This window comes from Candidatus Pelagibacter sp. PS_06 (assembly GCF_059418045.1).
Window position 1 is genome coordinate 1,061,954 of record NZ_CM182078.1, and the last position, 23,589, is coordinate 1,085,542.

Genomic DNA, 23,589 nt, shown 5'->3' on the forward strand with positions numbered 1-23,589 from the left:
TACATCTCTGTTGAGATAATAATGCAATTATTGTATTAACCTCTAACTCAAGAGTTGTAATTGATTAAAAAAGCAAAAAAATCTAACTCAAATAATTCACAAATCAGCACAGGCATTTTAGTTCTTGAAAACAAAAGGGTTTTTAAAGGAATAGGGATTGGTTACCAGGGTAATGCTACAGGAGAAGTTTGCTTTAATACATCATTAACAGGCTACCAAGAAATTATGTCAGATCCTTCTTATGCTGGGCAAATCATAAACTTTACCTTTCCTCATATTGGAAATGTTGGAACAAATAAAGAAGATCACGAGTCTGATAAAATATGGACTAAAGGAGTAGTGATTAATTCAGAGATAACTTCTCCCTCGAACTATAGATCTTTTCAAAATCTAGATGCGTGGCTGAAGAAGAACAAAATAGTTGGAATTACAGGATTGGATACCAGAAGTTTAACTAATTTCATAAGAGATAAAGGTGCCCCAAAAGGAACTATTGCTTACAACAAACATGGTAAATTCAATATTAGCAAATTAACTAATTCAACAATTAAGTGGAGTGGATTAAAAAATCTTGATCTTGCAGAAAAAGTTACAACACCAAAGAGTTATATTTGGAAGGGCCTTAAAACTTGGAAAAAAGAGGCAGGTTTCATTAAGAATTACAATAATATATTTCATGTAGTTGCAATTGATTATGGGATTAAGAAAAATATTTTAAGATATTTTTCTGACTTTAATTGTAAAGTAACTGTTGTCTCATGCAAAACACCTTCTGATAAAATTTTAGCTCTTAAGCCAAACGGTATATTTTTATCTAATGGTCCAGGAGATCCTGCTGCAACTGGCAAATATGCAATTAATATAATTAAAGATTTAATTAAAAAAAATTTACCAATATTTGGTATTTGTTTGGGTCATCAAATTCTTGCATTAACATTAGGTGCTAAGACCAAAAAAATGAAATTGGGTCATAGAGGAGCTAACCATCCAGTTAAAAATTTAATTCATGATAATGTTGAAATTACTAGTCAAAATCATGGCTTTGAAGTAGTTAAAGAAAATTTACCAAAGAGTATTCAGGTTACACATAAATCTCTATTTGATAACAGTATTGAGGGTATCAAATTAAAAAACAAACCAATATTTTCTGTTCAATATCACCCTGAGTCAAACCCTGGACCACAAGACAGTGTTTATTTATTTCAAGAATTTATTAACAACATGAAAAAAAATGCCAAAAAGAAAAGATCTTAAAAAAATATTAGTTGTTGGAGCTGGCCCAATTATTATTGGTCAAGCTTGTGAATTTGATTACTCAGGAACACAAGCTTGCAAAGCTTTAAGAGATGAAGGTTATAAAGTTGTGCTTATCAACTCAAATCCCGCAACGATAATGACTGATCCTGATGTTGCAGATAAAACTTATATTGAGCCTATTACTTTAGAAGTTTTAGAAAAAATTCTTAAAAAAGAAAAGCCAGATGCAATTCTTCCAACGATGGGTGGTCAAACAGCCCTTAACCTTTCAATGGAAGCTGAGAAAAAAGGAATTCTTAAGAAATATAAAATAGAATTAATTGGCGCAAATTCTAAAGCTATATCTAACGCTGAAGATAGAAAGAAATTTAGAAAAAATATGATCGATATTGGTTTAGATCTACCTAAATCTGAAATCGTCAATAACATCAACCAAGCATCTAAAGTTTTAAAAAAGATAGGATTGCCAGTGATTATTAGACCTGCTTTTACACTTGGAGGTCTTGGTGGTGGAATTGCTAAAAATGAAAAAGAATATCTAAAAATTATAAAAAGCGGATTGCACGAATCTCCTGTCAGCCAAGTTCTAGTTGAAGAATGCTTAGAAGGTTGGAAAGAATTTGAGATGGAGGTTGTAAGAGATAAAAAAGATAATTGTATCATTATCTGTTCAATTGAAAATATTGATCCGATGGGAATTCATACCGGGGACTCAGTGACTGTTGCCCCTGCTCTCACCTTAACCGATAAAGAATACCAAGTAATGAGAAATGCATCTATTGCATGTTTAAGAAAAATTGGAGTTGAGACAGGTGGATCAAATGTTCAGTTCGCAATTAATCCAAAAAATGGTCGAATGGTTGTAATTGAGATGAACCCAAGAGTTTCACGTTCATCTGCACTTGCATCAAAAGCAACTGGATTTCCAATTGCAAAAGTTGCAGCAAAACTTGCTGTTGGTTACACTTTGGATGAATTAAAAAATGAAATCACAAAAGTAACACCCGCATCATTTGAACCTAGTATTGATTATGTGGTAACTAAAATTCCAAGATTTACATTTGAAAAATTTTCAACTTCTCCTGCAACTTTAGGCACATCAATGAAATCTGTTGGTGAGGCAATGGCAATCGGTAGAAACTTTAAAGAGTCGCTTCAAAAAGCACTGGTTTCTCTTGAAACAGGGTTTTCAGGATTAGATAGAATATTTGATCTAAACAAAAAACAAATTGAAAAGAAACTTAAAGAAAGTATTCCAAATAAAATCTTACTAGTTGCTGAAGCAATTAGAAAAAAGATCGATTTAAAGAGAATATTTACATTATCTAAAATTGATCCATGGTTCTTAGAACAAATTAAAGAAATTGTAGATAATGAAACTAAAATTAAAAGCAAAGGATTACCTAAAGAATTTAATGAGTTTAACCGTATTAAATCAATTGGTTTTTCTGATAAAAAGCTGTCTGAACTTACAAAAACTTCTGAAGATGTTGTTAGACGAAAGAGAACAGCACTTAAAATATTACCGGTATTTAAGAAGGTTGATACTTGTGCAGCTGAATTTAAATCGTTTACTCCTTATATGTATTCAACTTATCAAAGAAATTTTTCATTAAATTCAGAATGTGAAGCCGATCCATCAGCTAAGAAAAAAATCATAATATTAGGTGGAGGACCCAATAGAATAGGACAAGGAATAGAGTTTGATTATTGTTGTTGTCAGGCAAGTTTTGCATTGAAAGACGCTGGTTTTGAGACAATTATGATTAATTGTAACCCTGAAACAGTTTCAACCGATTATGACACCAGTGACCGGTTATACTTTGAACCTTTAAAAGAAGAATATGTCTTTAATATTATAAAAAAAGAAAAAGAAAAAGGAAACCTAATTGGGATTATTGCTCAATTTGGAGGCCAAACTCCAATTAAACTTGCTAAATTTTTACATGAAAACAAACTTCCAATTTTAGGAACGCAGTACACATCAATTGATTTAGCAGAAGATAGAAATCTATTTAGAAATCTTCTTAATAAATTAAAGTTAAAGCAAGCTGAAAGTGGAATTGCCAAAACATATAAGCAAGCTATCCAAATAGCAGAGAGAATTGGTTTGCCATTAATGGTTAGACCCTCTTATGTATTAGGTGGAAGAGCAATGGAAATTGTTCATGAAAAAAGTCAGCTTAAAAACTTTGTGGAAGAGGCCTTTAAGGCAGCTGAAGAAAACCCAATTTTAATTGATAAGTTTATCGATCATGCAATGGAAGTTGATGTTGATGCAATATCAGATGGTAAACAAGTTCATGTGGCAGGTATCATGCAACACATTGAAGAAGCTGGAATTCACTCTGGAGACTCTGCGTGTAGCTTACCACCAATATCAATTAAACCATATTTAATTAAAGAAATTGAAAATCAAACTAAGAAATTAGCTTTAGCTTTAAAAGTTAAAGGTTTTATGAATATTCAATTTGCAATTAAAAAAGATGAAATCTATGTAATTGAAGTAAACCCTAGAGCAAGTAGAACTGTGCCATTTGTATCTAAAGCAAAAGGTCTTCCGCTTGCTAAAATTGCCTCACGGGTAATGGCTGGTGAAAAATTATCTAAATTTAATTTAAAGGATAAATCTAAAGGAATGTATGCAGTAAAAGAAGCAGTATTTCCTTTTAACAAATTTCCAAACAGTGATTTACTTCTAGGGCCTGAAATGAAATCAACCGGTGAAGTAATGGGATTTGATAAAAACTTTGGAATGGCATTTGCTAAAAGTCAAATTGGTGCTGCAAATTCTCTTCCTAAACAAGGGCTTGCATTCATTTCATTAAAAGACTCACATAAAGATGAAGGAATAGATTTGGCAAAAGAGCTAATTAAATTAAATTTTACAATTTGTGCAACCAAAGGTACTGCAGAATATTTTAGAAAGTATAAAATTAAATGCAGAGTTATCAATAAAGTAAGTAGTGGATCTCCTCATATTGTAGATGTTTTAGATTCTAAGAAAATTGCACTAGTTATAAATACTGGTGGTGGAAATAGTGAACACAGATTAAATGATGCTATAGCACTTAGAAGAGCAACACTAAAAAATAAAGTCCCTTATTGTACCAATATGTCTACCGCTCAAGCATGTCTTGAAGCTATTAAATCACTAAAAACTAAAAAATTAGAAGTAACTGCACTTCAAGATATCTGAGTATAAGTAATAATTTTTAATTAATAGCTAAGAGTTAAATTTAACTTTTTAAATTTTGGCTTAAAACTAAAAAAAAGCTTATTATGACTACCAGTATCCTTCATAACAGTTTGTTGCCAAAGATGAACCATTTCATGAGAAAGAGTATTTAAAAACTCTAATTTATTTTTATATTTAGGCATCATTTCAAGAACAAAAAAACTTGTTCCCTTATAATAATCAATATTTTCAACACATTGACCTGAAGCTTTAACTAATCTTTTGATTTGAATATCATTAAAGCTGTTGAGCTTATCTTTAAATAAAATTTTATTAAAATATTTAAAGTATTTTTTAATATCCCTATAGGTCGCAATATATTTTTTATCAGATAACTCTGTCTCTTTTAAAATTTTTTTTTTTACTCGAATGATAATTCTTCTATTTCGGTCTTTAATTTTATTCATGAAATAAATATAATTTAATGAGAGGATAAACCCGTATTTGCTATACTAAAAATCATATCATCATAACTCATATCAAGATTTAATACACAAGATCTATAAAAGTATCCTTTTCTAAGACCTGGCATTAAATTAGCTTCAATAAAATGAGGCTCACCTAAGTGGTCCATTTTAATATCAATTCTTCCCAAAGATTTTCCCCCTAAAGCTACAAAAGAATTTTTTGCAATCTCTGAAAGTTTCTTAAATATTTTTTTGTCACTTACTAAAACTACTTCCTCCTCATCATTTTTTTTTACATCAAAATCAAGTATGCAATAACCATCTATATTTTTTTTAACAATAATTTCAATAGGCATTGCTCTTAAACTACCATCAATACTATCTTCAAAAATACCTACACTGTATTCTTTTCCAGCTAAATAAGTTTCTACTAAAGATGAAGTGTTTAACTTCAATTTAATATCTAATACTTTTGCTGTAAATTCCTCAAAATTAAATACTAATGAATTTTTGTCTACACCTCTACTGTCACCACCGGTTATTGGTTTAATAAAAAGAGGAAATTTTATTGGAATTGAGGACTCTTTTATATATTCGCCTGGGTTTGTAATAAAATAATCTGCAGTTCTAATATCATTTTGTTGCATAATTTTTTTTGCTCTATTTTTATTACTTTCATTATCAAGAGCAGCTTTGCTAGAAGCAATGTATGGAATTAAAAAAATTTCTAGATAATCATTTAACCATATTTTTTTATTGTTAAAACAAAAATACTTTACCCCTGAGAAAACTAAATCAGGCTTTCTTCTTGCTAGTTGCTCAAGGTCATCCATAGAATTAATTTCAGTAATTAAAACATGTTTATATCTTTTAGATAAAATTCTTTGAATTTTTTTTTCTTCAAGAATAATTCCCACATTATCTTGATGGGAATTTGGTTCTCCTAAGTTTGGAACGACGACTATTTCTATTTTCTTATCAATTTTTATTGGAATAATATTATCTTTACTTATTGGTAAAATGTTTCCTGCTATTGGAATTTGCTGTTTGTTTATGTCTTTTATAATCATAATGGGACCAATTCATTATTTATGCAAAAATACATAAATGATGAATTCTTTTAATTAAATTGTTTTCTAAAAAATTATTGCCCGAATGATGCTGTTTATAATTATCTGGCAGTATCTAAAAAACTAAGTGTACGATTTATAGATATAGAAAGATACAAGTCATTAAGGCTTAAATATTACTCAACTTTCCAATCCGTAGGAAAAGTTACATAATTTAGCTGTATGCAACGTCTTTCTTTAACTATTGTCTTTTTTTCCATGCCATGCCAGGTATTAGGTCCACTTGTAAACATATATCCGTAGTTATTTCTATAAGGAACTGTTTTAACTTTTTCTAATTTTTCATTATAAAAGTCTGTGCCTAAATCCTCAGATTCGTTAGCATTATTTACAAATATTAAGCCTGACATTAGCTTTTCTTTAATATCACAATGAGGCTTTAGCCAAAAACCCTCTCGATCACAGATAACTTCAACTCTTACAAATGAGTTTGATAAATCTTTATTAATCATTTTTGAGATAGTTTGATGTACTTCTTTGGATTGTAATTCATTAATAAATTTAACTAAGTGTGGAAATTGTTTTCCATTCTCTTTAGTAACAAAACATCTAAATTTAATTGCCTCACCCCCTGATGCTATCCCTTCTCTAAATTCAGCTGCACCACCATCGATTGCTCTCGTCCCATCATAATTAAGATTATGTTTACTAACATCAGGAATATCTGCTTTAATAATTTCTTCAATACCACCATCAGATAATGCATTATTATATTCCCAATGATCAAAAGGAAATTCATGTTTTTTGGATTGATTTTGAATTGAATTTAAAAATGACATTAAGAATTAATTTTTTGTTTGATAATACTTGCCACTCTATTTGTTTCATCTAGCTTTTCATAGGTCCAATTTTCAACTTCTTCACCTAAATTTCTAGTTATATTTAATTCCCTAAATAAATTTCTAAAACTTTGAAATCTTTTATCATTTTTTCTAGGCAAAATGCTGGCAATATAAATTGGCTTACCAGTTAAGGCTGCTTCAGAAATCATTGAACTAGAATCGCATGTAACAATAATATTTTCAGATAATGCTAAAGCTGATAAATAGGCTTTTTTATCAACATCCATTATAATGGTGTGATTATCTCCAAAAAATTCTCTAGCATAATGTATAGTATTTATTGGTGTTCTCATTGATGGAATTACTACAAGCTGAAAATCATGTTTTTTTAATAATTTGTATAGAGATGTAAAAATATGTTTCATATTTTTTGTTGAGTAATCATAATACTTTGTTGGACCACCTAATATTAAAGTCCAAATCTTTCTTTCATCCTTTTTAATAAATGAATTTAAATAATCTTTATTTTCACTAATCTCATTTTCAGTAAGATAATGAATAGCACCCTTTGTGCTAATAACATTTTGACCTTGTATTGCATCATGTTCTGGGGCAACAATAAAATCAAAATTATCTAAATCTACTTTTGGATCTTGAATGTGAATATTAAATACCTTTTTATTGGCTGTATTTTTTAAATGAATAGAAGGAATAACACTTTTACGCCCACATGAGATAATCACATCAAAATCATCATGATTAATTTGTTTAAATACATTTTGTGAAACTGGACTTAGATTTGGTGGAATGAATTTCCATATATGATTTAGTTCAACCTTGTGGTGTGTAAAATCTACATCTAAGGCTTTAGCCAAACCTTCTACTTGGCTAATCATGCCATGCATACCTTCGGTCAATAATATCCCTTTTAATTTTGCCATTTATCCTTATATAACTTTTGTATGAGTGATAATCCAACAAAACACACAAAAGTGTTGATAATTGGATCCGGTCCAGCCGGATACACTGCAGCTGTTTATGCGGCTCGTGCAATGTTAAATCCTGTTTTAGTTTATGGTTCTGCACCTGGTGGACAATTAACAACAACTACTGATGTTGAAAATTATCCAGGATTTTCAGATGTTATTCAAGGTCCATGGTTAATGGATCAAATGAGAGATCAAGCTAAAGCTGTTGGAACAGAAATGATTGAGGATCATATCTCATCTGTAAATTTAAAATCTACACCCTTTGAAGCTATAGGTGATAGTGGTCAAAAATATACCGCAGATAGTATAATTATTTCAACTGGTGCTCAAGCAAGATGGTTGAATTTAGAGTCTGAGCAAAAATTTAGAGGTTTTGGTGTTTCTGCTTGTGCAACATGTGATGGTTTTTTCTTTAAAGAGAAAGTTGTGGCAGTTGTTGGCGGTGGTAATGCTGCTGTTGAAGAAGCAATGTTTCTTACAAAATTTGCATCAAAGGTAAAACTTATCCATAGAAGAGATGAATTAAGAGCTGAAAAGATGCTTCAAAAGAAATTAATGGAAAATAAAAAAATTGAAATTATTTGGGATAGTGCAGTCGATGAAGTAATTGGGGACGGTGAACCCAAAAATGTTACAGGTATCAAAGTTAAAAATCTAAAGACTAATAATGTAGAAGAAATGAAAATTGATGGTTTATTTATTGCAATTGGTCATGATCCAGCAACTGCTTTATTTAAAGAACAATTGGATATGGATAAAGAAGGTTATTTATTAACTAAACCCGATTCTACCGAAACCAATGTCCCTGGAGTTTATGCTGCAGGCGATGTTAAAGACAAAACTTTTAGACAAGCCGTTACAGCTGCAGGAATGGGTTGTATGGCAGCATTAGAAGCCGAAAAATTTCTATCTCACTAATTCGAGATTAATAACTAATAATAAATAGAAGGGTAAATATAATGGCAGATAAAGTATTATTAACTGGAATAAGTGGATGGATAGCAAAACATATAGCTATTGAATTATTAAATGATGGATATGAAGTTTTAGGAACTGTAAGAAGTCAAAATTCATTAGAGAAAACAAAGAAAACTCTAAGCGAATATGTTTCAACAGATAAATTATCATTTGTTGAATTGGATCTTTTAAAAGATGAGGGTTGGAACGAAGCTGCAAAAGGTTGTAAATATATTATACATACTGCTTCTCCTTATCCCATGAAAAGTTCAAGAAATAGAGAGGCTTTAGTTCCAGCTGCTAAAGGTGGAACTTTAAGAGTTTTAAATGCAGGTATAGAAGCTAATGTTGAAAAGATAGTTCTAACATCATCAATAGCTGCAATGTTTAAAAGACCTAATAGAACTAATCCTTACAATGTTGGAGAAAAGGATTGGTCAGATACTGAATGGAGTGGATCTACTGATTATATTGTATCCAAAACTAAAGCTGAAAAAGTTGCCTGGGAATTAATGGAAAGTAAAGGATTGAAAGATAAATTAACTGTAATTAATCCAGGTGGTGTTAATGGTGATGCATTAGATGATAAAGAAAATACATCAACTAAATATGTTCAACTTTTCCTTAAAGGAAAATATCCAATGGCTCCAAATTTTGGGATATTGATTTCTGATGTAAAAGATGTTGCAAAAGCACATGTACTTTCATTGAAAAATTCTAAAGTAAATGGAAGACGTTTATTAATTGGTTCAGAAGTTAAAAAAATGCTCGAAATTTCTAAAATTATGCAAGAAGAGTTTCCACAGTACGCAAAAAAACTACCAAAAAAAGAAATGCCAAACTTTATGTTAAAGTTGATTAGTTACTTAGACTCATCTGCAAAACTTATGGTACCTGAACTGGGAATTTTAATGCAAACAGACACTTCTTATGCTGAAGACTTATTGGGGATAAAATTTAAAACAGCACGAGATAGTATCAAAGATGCTGGAAACTCGGTAATAAGACTTGGTTTGGTTTAAAGGTTAGTTAATTATTTCTGATATCTCGTTAGACTCAAAAATTGTTTGTGAACTGTCATTTTGAGTAATCGCAATCATTGCTTTTGCAACAGTTTCTGAGTGAATTGGTTTCATTTTCTTTAAAGGCCCTAAAAATAAAGGAGATAATAATTTAAATACAAAAATTCCTATTTTCTCCCCCACTCTTTTTTCTTTTCTATCACCTAATAAAAAAGAAGGTCTCATTATTCCAAGTTTTGAAAAATTTAGTCTTTTTAATTCCTCTTCAACTTCACCTTTAAACTTTAGATAATCTCCTGAGCTTTTGGGATCTGCATAACCAGATGAGACAAAAACAAATGAATTTACTGAGTTTGATTTGGCAATTTGAGCAATTTCTTTAGGTACATCAAGTTCTACTCTTCGATATTCATTTTTATCAGGTGAATTTTGCTTTGTAGTACCAATACAAAAAAAACAATCATCTCCTTTGATATCTTCTTTGTGATTTTCTAAATTATTAAATTCAGTTTTGATAATTTCAACTTTTGGATCATTATTTTCAGGTTCTGAACGAACAAATATCTTTATTTTATTATAATCATCATTTTCAATTAATTGACTAAGAAGATGTCCGCCTACTAAACCAGACGAACCAAAAACTAAGGCTGTTTTCATTAACTTAGGCTTTTACAAAAAGTAGATATTTTCTCTAAAGCTTTTTTAAGGTTTTCCATTGAAGTAGCATAAGAAATTCTAAAAAAACCTTCTAAGCCAAACGCAGAACCTTGAACAACTGCTATACCACTGTTCTCTAATAAAGATTGAACAAAATCAGTATCTGTTTTCAATTCATTTCCATTTGAGTCTTTTTTACCCATTAAACCTTTGCAACTTGGAAAAACATAAAATGCACCATCTGGATTTAAACATTCAATTCCATCAATTTCATTTAATGCTTTAACAACAAAGTCTCTTCTTTCTTGAAAAGAAGTTGCTCTTTCTTTTATAAAATCTTGTGTTCCACTCAATGCTTCAACTGCAGCTGCTTGACTAATTGAAGATGGGTTAGTTGTTGATTGTGATTGAATTTTTGCAATTGCTTTAACAATTTCTTTAGGACCTGCTGCATACCCTATTCTCCATCCAGTCATTGAATAAGCTTTACTTACACCATTCATGGTAAGCACTCTATCTTTCAAGTTATCAATTTGAGCGATGGTAAAAAATTTAAATCCCTCATAAGTTACATGCTCATAAATATCATCACTTAAAATATAAATATGTGGATGTTTTTCCAAAATTTTTGCAATCTCTCTAATATCTTCTTCTGTATAACAAGCGCCTGTTGGATTTGAAGGTGAGTTTAATATAATCCATTTAGTTTTTGGAGTTATAGATTTTTCTAATTCAGTTGGATTAATTTTAAATCCTTGTTTTTCATTACACTCTAAAATAATTGGAGTTCCACCTGCTAACAAAACCATATCGGGATAAGAAACCCAATAAGGAGCTGGAACAATAACCTCATCTCCTTCATTAAGAGTTGCCATCATTGCATTATAGATTACATGCTTTCCTCCTGCTCCAACTGTAACTTGATCAGTTGTATATTCTAAATTATTTTCTTTTTTAAATTTTTCTACGATTGCCTGCTTTAAAGCTGGTGTTCCATCAACAGCTGTATATTTGGTATCTCCATCATTAATGGCTTTAATTGCAGCTTGTTTGATATTATCTGGTGTATCAAAATCAGGCTCTCCTGCACCAAGTCCTATTACATCTTTACCAGCAGCCTTTAATTCTCTTGCTTTTTGAGTTACAGCAATCGTTGGTGATGGTTTAATCTTTTTTAAACTGTCTGATATTATGCTCATTGAAATATAATTTTAATCTAATAGTTTTATAAATAATGCAGAACACTTATCAAGATCTAATTACAGCTGTGCAGAATAAAAATCCTGCAATAAGCCCTAAACTAGAAGGTGGAAAAAAGTTTCAGATGAAAACTGATTTTAAGCCCGCAGGTGATCAACCTGAGGCTATAAAACAGTTGGTAAATGGTGCCAATAAAGACCAGCTTAGCCAAGTTTTACTTGGTGTAACTGGATCTGGAAAAACTTTTACAATGGCTCAGGTTATTGAAAAAACAAATAGACCAGCACTTATTCTTGCGCCCAATAAAACATTAGCAGCTCAACTGTATGGGGAAATGAAATCTTTCTTTCCTGATAATGCTGTTGAATATTTTGTATCCTACTATGACTATTATACTCCAGAGGCATACGTTCCACGATCAGATACTTATATTGAAAAAGAAGCGTCAATTAATGAACAAATAGATCGAATGCGTCACTCAGCAACAAGATCACTTCTTGAGCGAGATGATGTCATTATTGTTTCAAGTGTTTCTTGTATCTATGGTTTAGGTTCTGTTGAAGCTTACAGTAAGATGACTTTAAGCTTAAAAACCAATTATGATTATAACAGAGAAGAATTAATTAAATCTTTAGTCGCACTTCAATATAAAAGAAATGATCAAAACTTTTATCGAGGAACTTTTAGAGCACGTGGTGAATATCTTGAAATTTTTCCATCTCACTTAGAAGACCGTGCTTGGAGATTAAGTTTGTTTGGAGATAAATTGGAAAAGATAGAAGAGTTTGATCCATTAACAGGAGACTTAGTTAGTGAACTTGATGTAATAAAAGTTTATGCAAATAGTCACTACATCACCCCAAAACCAACAATTGAACAAGCAATAATTAAGATTAAAAGAGAATTAGAAGCAACATTAAAAAAATTTAAAGAACAAAATAAATTACTTGAAGCACAAAGATTAGAGGAAAGAACTAAATTTGATTTAGAAATGATTGAAGCAACTGGATCTTGTGCTGGTATTGAAAATTATTCGAGATTTTTATCAGGAAGAAAACCAGGAGAACCACCTCCTACCTTATTTGAATACTTTCCAGATAATACTTTAATTTTTGTGGATGAATGTCATGTAACTGTTCCTCAACTAAATGGAATGTATAAAGGTGATAGATCTAGAAAAAGTAATTTAGCAGAATATGGTTTTAGACTACCTTCATGTATGGATAACCGTCCTCTAAAATTTGAAGAATGGGATGCAATGAGAACTCAAACAGTATTTGTGTCAGCTACACCTGGGCCATGGGAATTAAAACAAACAAAAAATAAATTTGTAGAGCAAATCATTAGACCAACAGGATTAATTGATCCACCAGTTGAGATTAGACCAGCTAAAAACCAAGTAGATGATTTAATGCACGAGTGTGTAAAAGTAATTAACAACAACTTTAGAGTATTAGTCACTACTTTAACTAAAAAGATGGCAGAAGATCTAACTGAGTATCTTCATGAAAATGGCATCAAAGTTAGATATATGCACTCTGATATTGATACTTTAGAGCGGATTGAGATCATGAGAGATCTAAGGCTTGGAGTGTTTGACGTACTGGTTGGAATTAACTTACTTAGAGAAGGACTTGATATTCCAGAATGTGCATTGGTTGGAATTTTAGATGCTGATAAAGAAGGTTTTTTAAGATCTGAAACTTCTTTAGTTCAAACTATTGGAAGGGCCGCAAGAAATCTTGAAGGTAAAGTTATTCTTTATGCTGACAAAGAAACAAAAAGTATCAAAAGTGCAATCAAAGAGACAGATAGACGGAGAACTATTCAAGTAGCTTACAATAAAAAACATAATATCACTGCAAAAAGTGTCCAAAAAGGAATTGGAGATGTTCTTGAGAGTGTTTATGAAAAAGATTATGTCAAAGTTGGAACAGACGAGAATATTGGGGGTAATCTTAAAAAACATTTAAAAGCACTTAATAAAAGAATGAAAGAATCTGCGACTAACCTTGAATTTGAAGAAGCGGCTAAGATTAGAGATGAAATAAGAAAACTTGAGGCCTCTGAATTAGAAATTACTTTAAATCCTAAGGTAAAAAAATATAGTTCAAATAATAAAATGTATCCAAAAGGTAGGTCAACTATGGGTCTTCCTGGTACTAGAGCACAAAAAGGCAAAAAAAAGTGGAAGCAAATAAAATAATTGTTACTGGAGCAGCTACTAGAATGGGTGCTGCGATTGCTAAAAAGTTATCAGGTCCAAATGTGGAAATTGTTATTCATTATAATAAATCAAAATTAAATGCTGAAAAATTACAAAAAGAATTAAAGAAAAATAAAACAAAAGTTTGGTTGATTAAAGGAGACTTGTCCAAAGAAAATGATTTAAAAAAAATTATTAAGTTTGCAAAATCAAAATTGAAATATTTCGATTGTTTAATTAATAATGCTTCTTTGTTTGAAAATGATAGTTTAAAAAGCTTTACATCTAAAAGTTGGGATAATCATTTAAATGTAAATTTAAAAGCCCCTGCTTTCTTAACAAAAGAATTTGCTAAAAATATTAAAGGTAAAAACAATAATATTATAAATATTATTGATCAAAGAGTTTTTAAACTAACTCCATTTTTTACTTCATACACATTAAGTAAAACTGGACTTTATACACTAACAAAAACTAGTGCTATGAGTTTGGCTCCAAGCATTAGAGTAAATGGCATAGCTCCTGGGCCAACAATAAAAAATAAACGACAAACAGATAAGCATTTTAAAAAACAATATTTAGCAACGCCTTTAAAGCATCAAGTAGATGTTAATGAAATATGTAATGCTGTTGACTTTTTTATTAAAAACAGCTCTATTACAGGTCAAGTTTTAGCTATCGATAGTGGACAAAATTTAAACTGGCAAACACCAGATGTAATAGGAAAAGAATGAAAAAAAATAATCTAAAAATTGTAAAAATAGATAAAAATAAAAGTCTATTTAATTATGAAAAAAAAATTCTAATTAAAGAATTAACTTTAGATTTAAAACTTGGTTACTATGATTTTGAAAAAGAAAAACCCCAAAAAGTCAAATTTAGCTTAGAAATATATTATGAGGATAAAAAACCAACAAGCGATAAGGATATTAAATCTATTGTAAATTATGGGCAGGTTGTAAAATTGATAAAAAAACTAACAAAAAATAAACACTATAATTTTTTAGAAACGCTTGCAGAAGACGTTTTTGATATTTTGTTTAAAGACAAGCGTATTGGTAAAATAATGTTACAGATTGAAAAACTGGAGATATTAAAAGAATGTACCTCTGTTGGTATTCAAATTACCAAAAAAAGAAGTCATGAAAAGCTCTGAACTTGGAAAAGAAGTAATTAAAAAAGAACTTCCCCTAATTCCTAAAAGCCCTGGCGTTTATAGAATGCTAAATCATAAAGATGATATTCTTTATGTTGGTAAAGCTAAAAACCTTCCAAATAGGCTGAAAAGTTATGTGTCAGAAAAAAATCATATTATTAGAACTGAAAGAATGTTGTCTCAAACGTTTAAATTAGAGATTACAACTACAGCAAATGAAAGTGAGGCCCTACTTCTAGAGGCTAATTTAATCAAAAAACATAAGCCAAAATTTAATATTTTACTTAAAGATGATAAATCATTTCCCTTCATATTTATTGGTGAAAAAGAACAATGGCCAAGAGTAATGAAACATAGAGGAAAAAAAGAAAAAGAGGGGTTTTACTTTGGTCCTTTTGCATCTGCAGGAACTGCTAATTGGACTATTAAGATGCTTCAAAAAATATTTCAATTAAGAGTTTGTGATGATGGAACTTTTAAAAATAGAAAAAGACCTTGCATACTTTATCAAATAAAAAGATGCTCAGGTCCTTGTGTAGGTTACATAGATAAATCAGATTATAAAAAAACTGTAGACCAAGCAATTCTATTCGTGTCAGGCAAATCAAGAGATATACAAAAAAATCTTTCAAAGGAAATGGAAGCAGCAAGTGATGAACTTGATTTTGAAAAAGCTTCAATTTTTAGAGATAGAATAAAATCTCTAAACATCATTCAATCGTCACAAAGAATCAATGAAGCAAATCTGGTAGATGCTGATGTGATTGCTGGATACAAAGAATCTGGAAAAGCTTGTATTCAAGTTTTCTTTTATAGATCAAAACAAAACTGGGGAAACCAAGCTTATTTTCCAAAACATGATCCAGATCAAGATGTTTCGGAAATTATGTCTTTTTTTTTAATGCAATTTTATGAAAATAAAACTGTACCCAAATTAGTTATTATCAATGCTGACATTAAAGATAAGAAATTAATAGAGGAAACTCTAAGTAAAAAAGAAGGAAATACTATTTCCATCAATACTGCAAAAAAAGGAACGAAAGCAAAAGTTGTGGCAATGGCTGAAAAAAATGCAAAAGAGTCATTAAATAGAAAACTTTATGAAACAAATAATAATAAAAATTTATTTGAAGGTGTTGCTAAAAAATTTGATCTAAAAAATGTCATCAATCTTGTTGAAGTTTATGATAACAGTCATATTTCAGGAACCAACAGTGTTGGGGCAATGGTTACATTTGGCAATGAAGGTTTCGTTAAAAAGAGATATAGAAAATTTGATATAAAAACAAAAGGTGCTGAGCAAGATGATTTTGCTATGCTTAAAGAAGTTTTGTCTAGAAGGTTTAAAAGAGCAATTTTAGAGAAAGGTAATTTTTTAACCTTACCAGATTTAATACTAATTGATGGTGGAAAAGGACAATATTCTTCAGCAAAAGAAGTGTTGAATGAGTTAGGCCTATATGACCTTCCAATGATCGCTATTGCAAAAGGTAAAATGCGAAATAGTGGAGACGAAACATTTTTCTACAATGGTAAAAGCTATAAATTTGAGAAAAATGATCCAACTTTATTTTTTATGCAAAGACTTAGAGATGAGGCACATAGATTTGCGATTACCTCGCATAGAGCAAAAAGAGCTAAAGGATTATCAAAATCATTATTAGATCAGATCGATGGTATAGGTGCTATTAGAAAAAGGGCCTTATTGAACCATTTTGGTTCTGCAAGATCTGTTGAGTCTGCTAGTTTTGATGAGATAAAGTCTGTAGAAGGTGTTGAGGAAAAAGTTGCAAAAAAGATATATAACTTCTTTCACGAATAATTATGCTTAGAAAAATTCCAAACATACTAACAATTGGACGAATAATAATTGTCCCCTTCTTTGTTTTAGCCTTCTATCTCCCTGGTTTTTATGGAGATTTAACTGCTTTAATATTATTTATAGTAGCCTCATTTACTGATTTTTTAGATGGAATGTTAGCTCGAATGCTCGGAGAGGAGTCTAAATTAGGAGAATTGTTAGATCCAATTGCAGATAAAATTATAGTTGCTACAGCATTAATCTTATTAGTAATGGATGGAACCATTAGGCATTATGAGGTTATTGCGGCAATAATTATTCTTACTCGTGAAATATTAATTTCAGGATTAAGAGAATTTCTAGCTAAAGGGCAAATAAAACTTCCTGTATCCAATTTAGCAAAACTAAAAACTGTTTTACAAATGGTTTCTATTGCTCTTTTACTTTCGGGAGATACGGGTAATAAGATTATAAACTTTCAAAATTATAATGCTCAAACTATAGGAATTATACTTCTTTGGCTTTCAGCATTTTTAACTCTTTTTACTGGATATGATTATATGCGTAAGGGAATAGATCACGCAATGTCAGAAGATAATAAAAATTAAGCTGCTTTTTTCTTTCTTACTAAAGCTTGATAACTTTCATTTAGATCAATTATAGTTTCACATACTTTAAATTGATTTTCTGCAATACATGAGACCGGTGTCACTTCTGCTGCTGTGCCAGTTAAAAAACATCCTACAAAATTGGATAGTTCAGATGGATTTATTTTTCTCTCATGGACTTTAATGTTTTTAGATTTTGCAATCCCAATAACTGTTCTTCTTGTTATTCCATCTAAAAAAGAGTCTGGAATAGGAGTGTGAATTTCTCCATTTTTATCTTTAAAAAAAATATTTGCTCCAGTTGCTTCAGCAACATTTCCATCGTGATCTAACATTAATGAATCCGTGTAACCTTGTTTTTCTGCTTCATGCTTAGATAAAGTGCAAATCATATAAAGACCTGATGCTTTTGTATCCCAAGGAATTGTATTTGGAGCAGGCCTTCGCCAATTAGAAATATTTAGTTTTATTCCCTCCACTTTTAGTTTTGGATCAAAATAAGAACCCCACTCCCAAGTTGCTATAGCAACATGAATTTTTGTTTGTTGTGCAGAAATTGCCATCATTTCACTTCCTCTCCAAATAGTAGGTCTTACATATCCATTTTCTACGTTTTGAACTGAAATAATTTTGTTACAGGCATCATTAATCTCTTTTTCACTGTAAGGAATTGTCATGCCCATTCTTTCTGCCGAATAAAAAAGTCTTGAAGTGTGTTCTTCTAATTTAAATATTGAGCCATCATAAACTCGTTCTCCTTCAAAAACACAACTTGCGTAGTGAAGTCCATGATTTAAAACATGTATCTTAGCATTAGCCCAATCAACAAGCTCACTATTATACCAAATCTTTCCGGTTCTTTTATCGTACGGTTCCATGTATGAAATTTTTTAAAATTATATGTGAAAAATATCTTTGTATCTGTAATATGTCAATATAACTTACCTATAATGAAAGAACTTTTATATTTAAAAGACGAACAACTAAAAGATTTAATTGAAAAATTATTTGTTAGCTACAGAGAAACATTTTCAGATGCAAAAAAGATATTGGATAGATACTCTATTGGTTTGGCGCACCATAAAGTTATTCACTTACTATCAATGTACCATGGAATTTCGATTTCTGAGCTTTTGAAACGATTAAAAGTAACAAAACAAAGCCTCAACAGAGTACTCAAAGATTTGATCAAATTAGAAATTATAATTTTTAAAAAGGATGATCATGACACTAGAGTGAAACATATTTTTTTAAATGAAAAAGGAAAAAAAATATTTAATGAAATTTTCAATTTACAAAAAAAAAGAATTTACAACGCATTACTTAATTCAAGTTCAGAAGAAGTAATTAATTTTGACAATGTTTTAACCAAAATTATTAATGGATAAATTTATTGCTCATATCCTAGTTGTTGACGATGATGATGGAATAAGATCTTTGGTGAAAAAATATTTAAATGAAAATAATTTTTTAGTTACGACAGCTGATAGTGCTGAGGATGCATCAGAAAAAATTAGTATTATTAAATTTGATTTAATAATACTAGATATAATGATGCCAGGTAAAAGTGGACTGGAATTTATAAAGGATCATAAAAAAAAATTAGACACTCCTATTATTCTTTTAACTGCAAAAGGAGAAGCAAGCGAGAGAGTTGAAGGTTTAGAAGTTGGAGCTGATGACTATTTACCAAAGCCGTTTGAACCAAAAGAGTTAGTTTTAAGAATTAAGAATATTTTAAATAAAACTTTAAAAACTGAACAGGTCAGAATTATTGAGTTTGCACATGTAAAAATTGATTTAAATAAACTTTTGATTATTAAAAATAACAATGAATTTAAAATTAATAATACAGAAAAAATAATTTTAGAAAAAATGATTAATAATCCAGGTAAAACATTTTCAAGAGAAGATATTGGTCAATTAATTGAACTAGACAAAGAAAGATCTATAGATGTTATTATCACAAGGTTGAGAAAAAAAATTGAAATCGACCCTAAAAATCCAAAATTTTTACAAACAATAAGAGGTGCTGGATATGTTCTTTGGATTGAGTAACTTTTTTAAAAGGATACTACCTAAAAGATTATTTTATAGAGCTCTTCTAATTGTTGCTGTGCCTATTTTGGTGCTTCAATTAGTTATAACAATAGTATTTTTTGACAGCCTTTGGATTAAAACTAACAAAGGAATGACTAGAGCGTTAATTAATGAAATTAATTTATTTGTTGAAGTTTATGACAATAAAAAAATAGACAAGGATGAATTAAAAAACCTCTTTTCTTTGTTTATAAATTTAAATATAGAGCACGTTAATAAAGAAAGCTTTAACAGCGAATACATTAAAAGAATATTCAGCCCTATTGATCGAACTTTAAGAAGAGAATTAAAATCAAATTTTAATCCTGGTGATTTTTGGTTTGATACCACAAGTTATAAAGAATTAATTGATATAAGAATTAAGTATGAAGATGGATACTTTAAATTTTTAGTTCCAAGAGATAGGGTAACAAGTTCATCTGCAAGAATTTTTGCACTCTGGATCACTGTTCCAGCAATTATAATGGTTATAATTTCATTAATATTTTTGAAAAATCAAACTAGACCAATTATTAACCTAGCCCGTGCAGCAGAAAGGTTTGGTAAAGGTGAAGAAATAGAGGAGTTCAAACCATCTGGAGCATTGGAAATCAGACAAGCAGGTCATGAATTTGATAAAATGAGAAAAAGAATACTTCGACATTTAAATCAAAGAACAGAAATGCTATCTGGCATAAGTCATGACTTGAGAACTCCACTTACAAGGATGAAGTTACAAATTGCTTTTATTAAAGATAAAGATTTAACCAAAAAGTTAGCAGAAGATATTAATGAAATGGAAAAAATGCTTAATGAATATCTTCAATTTACAAGCTCGTCTTATATGGAAAAAGATGAAATGTTCAACATATCAGAATTGATAGAACAAGTTGTTGGTAAGTACAATAATCAGAATATTAAAAAAGATTTACTACCAAGAATTTACATCAATGGCAGAAAAAACTTAATTAACCGTTGTTTAAATAATATAATTGATAATGCATTGAAATATGGGAACAAAGTTAAAATAAAACTCAGTAAAGAAAATACTAATTTATTTATTACAATCGATGATGATGGTTCTGGTATACCAGAAGAAGAACATGAAAATGTATTTAAACCATTTTACAAGATTGACAAAGGAAGAGCAGAGTCAAAGTCGAGCGTAGGTCTTGGGCTATCTATAGCATCAGATATCATTAGATCACATGGTGGAAATATTGTTCTTGATAAATCTGAAATGAATGGATTAAGTGTTAAGATTTTTTTATCCGTTTAGTTTTTTTTTTTGTTTCTAATTTTTTTATTTTATTTTCTAAATTTTCAACACGTTTAGATAATACTTCGAATTCATCTTTGCTAACAAGTTTCATCTTAAAAACAAATTCATCTCTTTTAGATTTTAAAACATTAAATAGTTCTGAACTAAGATCTTTTGAAGAAACAATACCTTGTTCAAAAAGCTTACCAAGTTTATCAATTATAAATTTAGAATTTTTCATATATAAGATATATATTATAAGTATTATTTAAAATGTTCATCAATAATTTTGACCCAGTCGCTTTTCAAATTATGTCATTTGAAATTAGGTGGTATTCCTTAGCTTATATTTTGGGAATTGTAATTGGTTGGATCCTATGCAAGAAAATATTTATCAAAAATTCAGATATAAGAAAAGAATTTGATGACTATATTACTTACATTATCATTGGAATAATTTTAGGTGGAAGAATAGGCTATATATTATTTTATAACTTCTCTTATTACTCAGAAAATATTTTTGATATTTTTAAGATTTGGCAAGGTGGGATGTCGTTCCATGGCGGTTTGCTTGGGGTGTTTGTTTCAAGCTATATTTTCGCAAAAAAAAATAATCAAAATATATTTTTTTATTTAGATCAAATATCATTAGTTGCACCGATTGGAATCTTTTTTGGAAGATTGGCTAACTTTATAAATTCAGAACTTTATGGAACAGCTACAAATGTGCCATGGTCAGTTATATTTATAAAAATAGATAATTTGTCTAGACACCCCTCACAATTATATGAGGCAATCTTAGAAGGTATAATTTTGTTCTTAATATTAATGTACTTTATGAATAGGAATTATTTAAAAAAACCTGGGTTAATTTCAGGGCTATTTTTAATTTTTTATTCTCTATTTAGATTCTTTGTCGAATTTTTTAGAGTTCCAGATGAACAACTAGGCTATTTAATTTTGAATTTAACTATGGGCCAAATAATAAGCTTAGTATTTATTTCGGGAGGAATAACTATTTTTTACATTAAAAATGAAAACAGATAATAGAGAATTACCCTTAGACCAATTCATAGAATTAGCTCTTTACGATAAAGATGAGGGATACTACATGAAAAAAAATCCTTTTGGAAAAGAAGGTGATTTTATTACTGCTCCAAATATTACAAGAGTTTTTTCAGAAATAATAGCAATATGGGTAGTAACCTTTTGGAAAAGTCTTGGATCACCAAAAAAGTTTAACTTATTGGAGTTTGGGGCTGGAAATGGTGAGATGATTAAAGTTATTATTGAAACATTAAAGAATTTTCCAGAGTGTTTTATGAATTGTAATTTTCAAATTCATGAAAAAAGTGACCTATTAAAAGAAAAACAACAATTAAATTTGAAATCTGAAAAGATAACTTGGATAGAGGATATAAAAAAAAACAATTCACATCCAACAATTTTTTTAGCCAATGAATTTTTTGATGCACTCCCTGTAAAACAATATTTTAAAAAAAAAGATGGTTGGGTTGAAAGATTTGTCAATTTTAAAAATAAAAAAGAAGCTGAATTTAAAGAACATCCTACTGATATAGGAAAAATTGAACAAAACTTAAATTTTAATATTTCAAATGAGCAAGAAATTATTGAGTATTCACCAGGTTCTTTTAAATATTTAAAAAATATTTGCAGCTTATTAAAAAAAAATGATGGTGGAATATTAATAATTGATTATGGATATCTAGATATTAAGATGCATGAAACTCTACAGGCTATTAAAGATCACAAATATTCAAACATTTTGGAAAATATTGGAGACTCTGACATAACTTACAATATTAACTTCAACATATTTAAAAAATTTATAGATCAATTTGATCAATTAAATTCTTTAATTAGCAATCAAAAGAAATTTTTAACAAGTATGGGTATAGTCCAAAGAGCTGAAATTATAAGTGAAAATATCCCTTTCTCAGAAAAATCAGATTTATTTTATAGAATTAGACGTCTAATAGACGAAAAACAAATGGGTGAACTATTTAAAGTAATGTTAATAAAAATGAAAAAAAATAAATTTAAAACAGGTTTTGAAATTGATTAGATCAAAAAAATTAACAAAAATAAAAAATCTTAAACATTGCTTTTTTAACAGTATTGGTGGTCACTCTAAAGATATTTATAAAAGTTTAAACTGTGGTCCTGGCTCAAAAGATAATAAAAAAGATATTAAAAAAAACTTACAAATAGTAAGAAAAAAGATTGGCAAAAAAGCAAAAAATATTTTTTTAGTTAATCAAATACATAGCAATAAGCTCATATTCATTAATAAAACATATAATAATAAAGTAAAACCTAGAGCTGACGCTATAATTACTGATCAAACAAATATTCCTATTGCTGTATTAACGGCTGATTGCACTCCAATATTAATTTACGATAACAAAAAGAGGATGATAGCAGCAATTCACGCTGGCTGGAAAGGTGCTTTCAAGGGGATTACCACTAAAGTAATTAAGTTCATGGTCAAAAAAGGCTGTAAGTTAGAAAATATTATAGCAGTTATAGGCCCATCTATTTCTCAAAAAAATTATGAAGTGAAAGAAGATTTTAAAAGAAAATTTATTCAAAAAAACAAAAAAAATTATATATTTTTTAAGAATAAAAAAAATAAATTATACTTTGATTTAACCAACTATATATACGCTTCTCTAAAAGCTGTTAAAGTTAAAAATATAGATTTTTTAAAAATTGATACTTTTGATATAAAAAATAAATTTTTCAGCGCTAGAAGAGCTTTAAAATTAAAACAAAATGATTATGGTAGAAATATATCAATAATTATGCTTAATTAGGT

At 29.4% G+C, this 23,589-nt stretch carries 23 protein-coding genes; 15 read left to right on the forward strand and 8 right to left on the reverse strand.

The window, feature by feature from the left end; translation table 11 throughout:
* The first annotated feature begins 60 nt into the window (after window positions 1-60).
* Both carA and carB read left to right on the forward strand, forming a co-directional pair.
* Window positions 61-1,254 carry a glutamine-hydrolyzing carbamoyl-phosphate synthase small subunit gene (carA, locus tag AC5SLZ_RS05460; protein WP_494615295.1) on the forward strand — a complete coding sequence of 398 codons (1,194 nt, stop codon included), beginning with the start codon at window positions 61-63 and terminating at the stop codon, window positions 1,252-1,254.
* Window positions 1,232-4,456, forward strand: coding sequence for a carbamoyl-phosphate synthase large subunit (gene carB / locus AC5SLZ_RS05465; RefSeq protein WP_494615296.1), 3,225 nt, complete (start codon window positions 1,232-1,234; stop codon window positions 4,454-4,456). Before carA ends, carB begins: the two co-directional genes overlap by 23 nt.
* A 20-nt stretch (window positions 4,457-4,476) precedes the next feature.
* Here carB and AC5SLZ_RS05470 read toward each other — a convergent pair whose 3' ends face one another.
* The 4 genes from AC5SLZ_RS05470 to AC5SLZ_RS05485 form a co-directional block, all read right to left on the reverse strand.
* Window positions 4,477-4,902, reverse strand: coding sequence for a SprT-like family protein (locus tag AC5SLZ_RS05470; protein ID WP_494615298.1), 426 nt, complete (start codon window positions 4,900-4,902; stop codon window positions 4,477-4,479).
* 14 nt (window positions 4,903-4,916) lie between these two features.
* The gene (locus AC5SLZ_RS05475; protein ID WP_494615299.1) at window positions 4,917-5,972 is read right to left on the reverse strand and encodes a D-alanine--D-alanine ligase family protein; all 1,056 of its coding nucleotides are present in this window, start codon (window positions 5,970-5,972) and stop codon (window positions 4,917-4,919) included.
* A gap of 176 nt (window positions 5,973-6,148) precedes the next feature.
* Window positions 6,149-6,811 carry a hypothetical protein gene (locus AC5SLZ_RS05480; protein WP_494615301.1) on the reverse strand — a complete coding sequence of 221 codons (663 nt, stop codon included), beginning with the start codon at window positions 6,809-6,811 and terminating at the stop codon, window positions 6,149-6,151.
* Window positions 6,811-7,755: a mitochondrial fission ELM1 family protein gene (locus AC5SLZ_RS05485; RefSeq protein WP_494615302.1), complete on the reverse strand. Its 945-nt coding sequence runs from the start codon at window positions 7,753-7,755 to the stop codon at window positions 6,811-6,813. Before AC5SLZ_RS05485 ends, AC5SLZ_RS05480 begins: the two co-directional genes overlap by 1 nt.
* A gap of 21 nt (window positions 7,756-7,776) precedes the next feature.
* Here AC5SLZ_RS05485 and trxB point away from each other — a divergent pair, with 21 nt between their 5' ends.
* Together trxB and AC5SLZ_RS05495 are read left to right on the forward strand one after the other, a co-directional pair.
* Window positions 7,777-8,721 carry a thioredoxin-disulfide reductase gene (gene trxB / locus AC5SLZ_RS05490; protein WP_494615303.1) on the forward strand — a complete coding sequence of 315 codons (945 nt, stop codon included), beginning with the start codon at window positions 7,777-7,779 and terminating at the stop codon, window positions 8,719-8,721.
* Window positions 8,722-8,762: 41 nt separating this feature from the next.
* A complete protein-coding gene (locus tag AC5SLZ_RS05495) occupies window positions 8,763-9,782 on the forward strand; it encodes an NAD-dependent epimerase/dehydratase family protein (protein WP_494615304.1) in 1,020 nt (339 codons plus the stop codon).
* Window positions 9,783-9,785: 3 nt separating this feature from the next.
* On the opposite strand, the gene AC5SLZ_RS05500 is transcribed toward AC5SLZ_RS05495, so the two are convergent.
* On the reverse strand, window positions 9,786-10,439 hold the full coding sequence (locus AC5SLZ_RS05500; RefSeq protein ID WP_494615306.1) for an NAD(P)H-binding protein: 654 nt from the start codon (window positions 10,437-10,439) through the stop codon (window positions 9,786-9,788).
* Entirely contained in the window at window positions 10,439-11,638 is a 1,200-nt protein-coding gene (locus AC5SLZ_RS05505) for a pyridoxal phosphate-dependent aminotransferase (protein ID WP_494615307.1), read from the reverse strand. Before AC5SLZ_RS05505 ends, AC5SLZ_RS05500 begins: the two co-directional genes overlap by 1 nt.
* A 35-nt stretch (window positions 11,639-11,673) precedes the next feature.
* On the opposite strand from AC5SLZ_RS05505, the gene uvrB reads away from it, so the two are divergent.
* The 5 genes from uvrB to pgsA are packed head-to-tail and all read left to right on the forward strand — an operon-like array spanning window position 11,674 to window position 17,410.
* Complete coding sequence (gene uvrB / locus AC5SLZ_RS05510; RefSeq protein ID WP_494615308.1) at window positions 11,674-13,845, forward strand: excinuclease ABC subunit UvrB; 2,172 nt, start codon at window positions 11,674-11,676, stop codon at window positions 13,843-13,845.
* The gene (locus tag AC5SLZ_RS05515; protein ID WP_494615309.1) at window positions 13,827-14,579 is read left to right on the forward strand and encodes an SDR family oxidoreductase; all 753 of its coding nucleotides are present in this window, start codon (window positions 13,827-13,829) and stop codon (window positions 14,577-14,579) included. Before uvrB ends, AC5SLZ_RS05515 begins: the two co-directional genes overlap by 19 nt.
* Window positions 14,576-15,001 carry a dihydroneopterin aldolase gene (locus tag AC5SLZ_RS05520; protein ID WP_494615311.1) on the forward strand — a complete coding sequence of 142 codons (426 nt, stop codon included), beginning with the start codon at window positions 14,576-14,578 and terminating at the stop codon, window positions 14,999-15,001. Before AC5SLZ_RS05515 ends, AC5SLZ_RS05520 begins: the two co-directional genes overlap by 4 nt.
* Window positions 14,988-16,823: an excinuclease ABC subunit UvrC gene (gene uvrC / locus AC5SLZ_RS05525; protein WP_494615312.1), complete on the forward strand. Its 1,836-nt coding sequence runs from the start codon at window positions 14,988-14,990 to the stop codon at window positions 16,821-16,823. Before AC5SLZ_RS05520 ends, uvrC begins: the two co-directional genes overlap by 14 nt.
* Before the next feature lie 2 nt (window positions 16,824-16,825).
* Complete coding sequence (gene pgsA / locus AC5SLZ_RS05530) at window positions 16,826-17,410, forward strand: CDP-diacylglycerol--glycerol-3-phosphate 3-phosphatidyltransferase (RefSeq protein ID WP_028036516.1); 585 nt, start codon at window positions 16,826-16,828, stop codon at window positions 17,408-17,410.
* Here the strand turns inward: pgsA and AC5SLZ_RS05535 are convergent.
* Window positions 17,407-18,288 carry a branched-chain amino acid aminotransferase gene (locus tag AC5SLZ_RS05535; protein ID WP_028036515.1) on the reverse strand — a complete coding sequence of 294 codons (882 nt, stop codon included), beginning with the start codon at window positions 18,286-18,288 and terminating at the stop codon, window positions 17,407-17,409. The genes pgsA and AC5SLZ_RS05535 overlap by 4 nt on opposite strands.
* A 72-nt stretch (window positions 18,289-18,360) precedes the next feature.
* On the opposite strand from AC5SLZ_RS05535, the gene AC5SLZ_RS05540 reads away from it, so the two are divergent.
* Genes AC5SLZ_RS05540 through AC5SLZ_RS05550 form a run of 3 tightly spaced genes read left to right on the forward strand, consistent with a single transcriptional unit; the run spans window position 18,361 to window position 20,768 of the window.
* Entirely contained in the window at window positions 18,361-18,798 is a 438-nt protein-coding gene (locus AC5SLZ_RS05540) for a MarR family winged helix-turn-helix transcriptional regulator (protein WP_494615313.1), read from the forward strand.
* A complete protein-coding gene (locus AC5SLZ_RS05545) occupies window positions 18,791-19,468 on the forward strand; it encodes a response regulator (protein ID WP_494615315.1) in 678 nt (225 codons plus the stop codon). Before AC5SLZ_RS05540 ends, AC5SLZ_RS05545 begins: the two co-directional genes overlap by 8 nt.
* A complete protein-coding gene (locus AC5SLZ_RS05550) occupies window positions 19,449-20,768 on the forward strand; it encodes an ATP-binding protein (protein WP_494615316.1) in 1,320 nt (439 codons plus the stop codon). Before AC5SLZ_RS05545 ends, AC5SLZ_RS05550 begins: the two co-directional genes overlap by 20 nt.
* On the opposite strand, the gene AC5SLZ_RS05555 is transcribed toward AC5SLZ_RS05550, so the two are convergent.
* Window positions 20,746-20,991 (reverse strand): hypothetical protein, encoded by a 246-nt coding sequence (locus AC5SLZ_RS05555; RefSeq protein WP_028036511.1) that lies wholly within the window; start codon window positions 20,989-20,991, stop codon window positions 20,746-20,748. The two genes, AC5SLZ_RS05550 and AC5SLZ_RS05555, sit on opposite strands and share 23 nt — an antisense overlap.
* A 32-nt stretch (window positions 20,992-21,023) precedes the next feature.
* Between AC5SLZ_RS05555 and lgt the strand changes: the two genes are divergently transcribed.
* The 3 genes from lgt to pgeF are packed head-to-tail and all read left to right on the forward strand — an operon-like array spanning window position 21,024 to window position 23,587.
* Complete coding sequence (gene lgt, locus AC5SLZ_RS05560; RefSeq protein WP_028036510.1) at window positions 21,024-21,797, forward strand: prolipoprotein diacylglyceryl transferase; 774 nt, start codon at window positions 21,024-21,026, stop codon at window positions 21,795-21,797.
* The gene (locus tag AC5SLZ_RS05565) at window positions 21,784-22,836 is read left to right on the forward strand and encodes an SAM-dependent methyltransferase (RefSeq protein ID WP_028036509.1); all 1,053 of its coding nucleotides are present in this window, start codon (window positions 21,784-21,786) and stop codon (window positions 22,834-22,836) included. The genes lgt and AC5SLZ_RS05565 overlap by 14 nt, the downstream gene beginning before the upstream one ends.
* The gene (pgeF, locus tag AC5SLZ_RS05570) at window positions 22,829-23,587 is read left to right on the forward strand and encodes a peptidoglycan editing factor PgeF (protein WP_028036508.1); all 759 of its coding nucleotides are present in this window, start codon (window positions 22,829-22,831) and stop codon (window positions 23,585-23,587) included. The genes AC5SLZ_RS05565 and pgeF overlap by 8 nt, the downstream gene beginning before the upstream one ends.
* Window positions 23,588-23,589 lie beyond the last annotated feature (2 nt).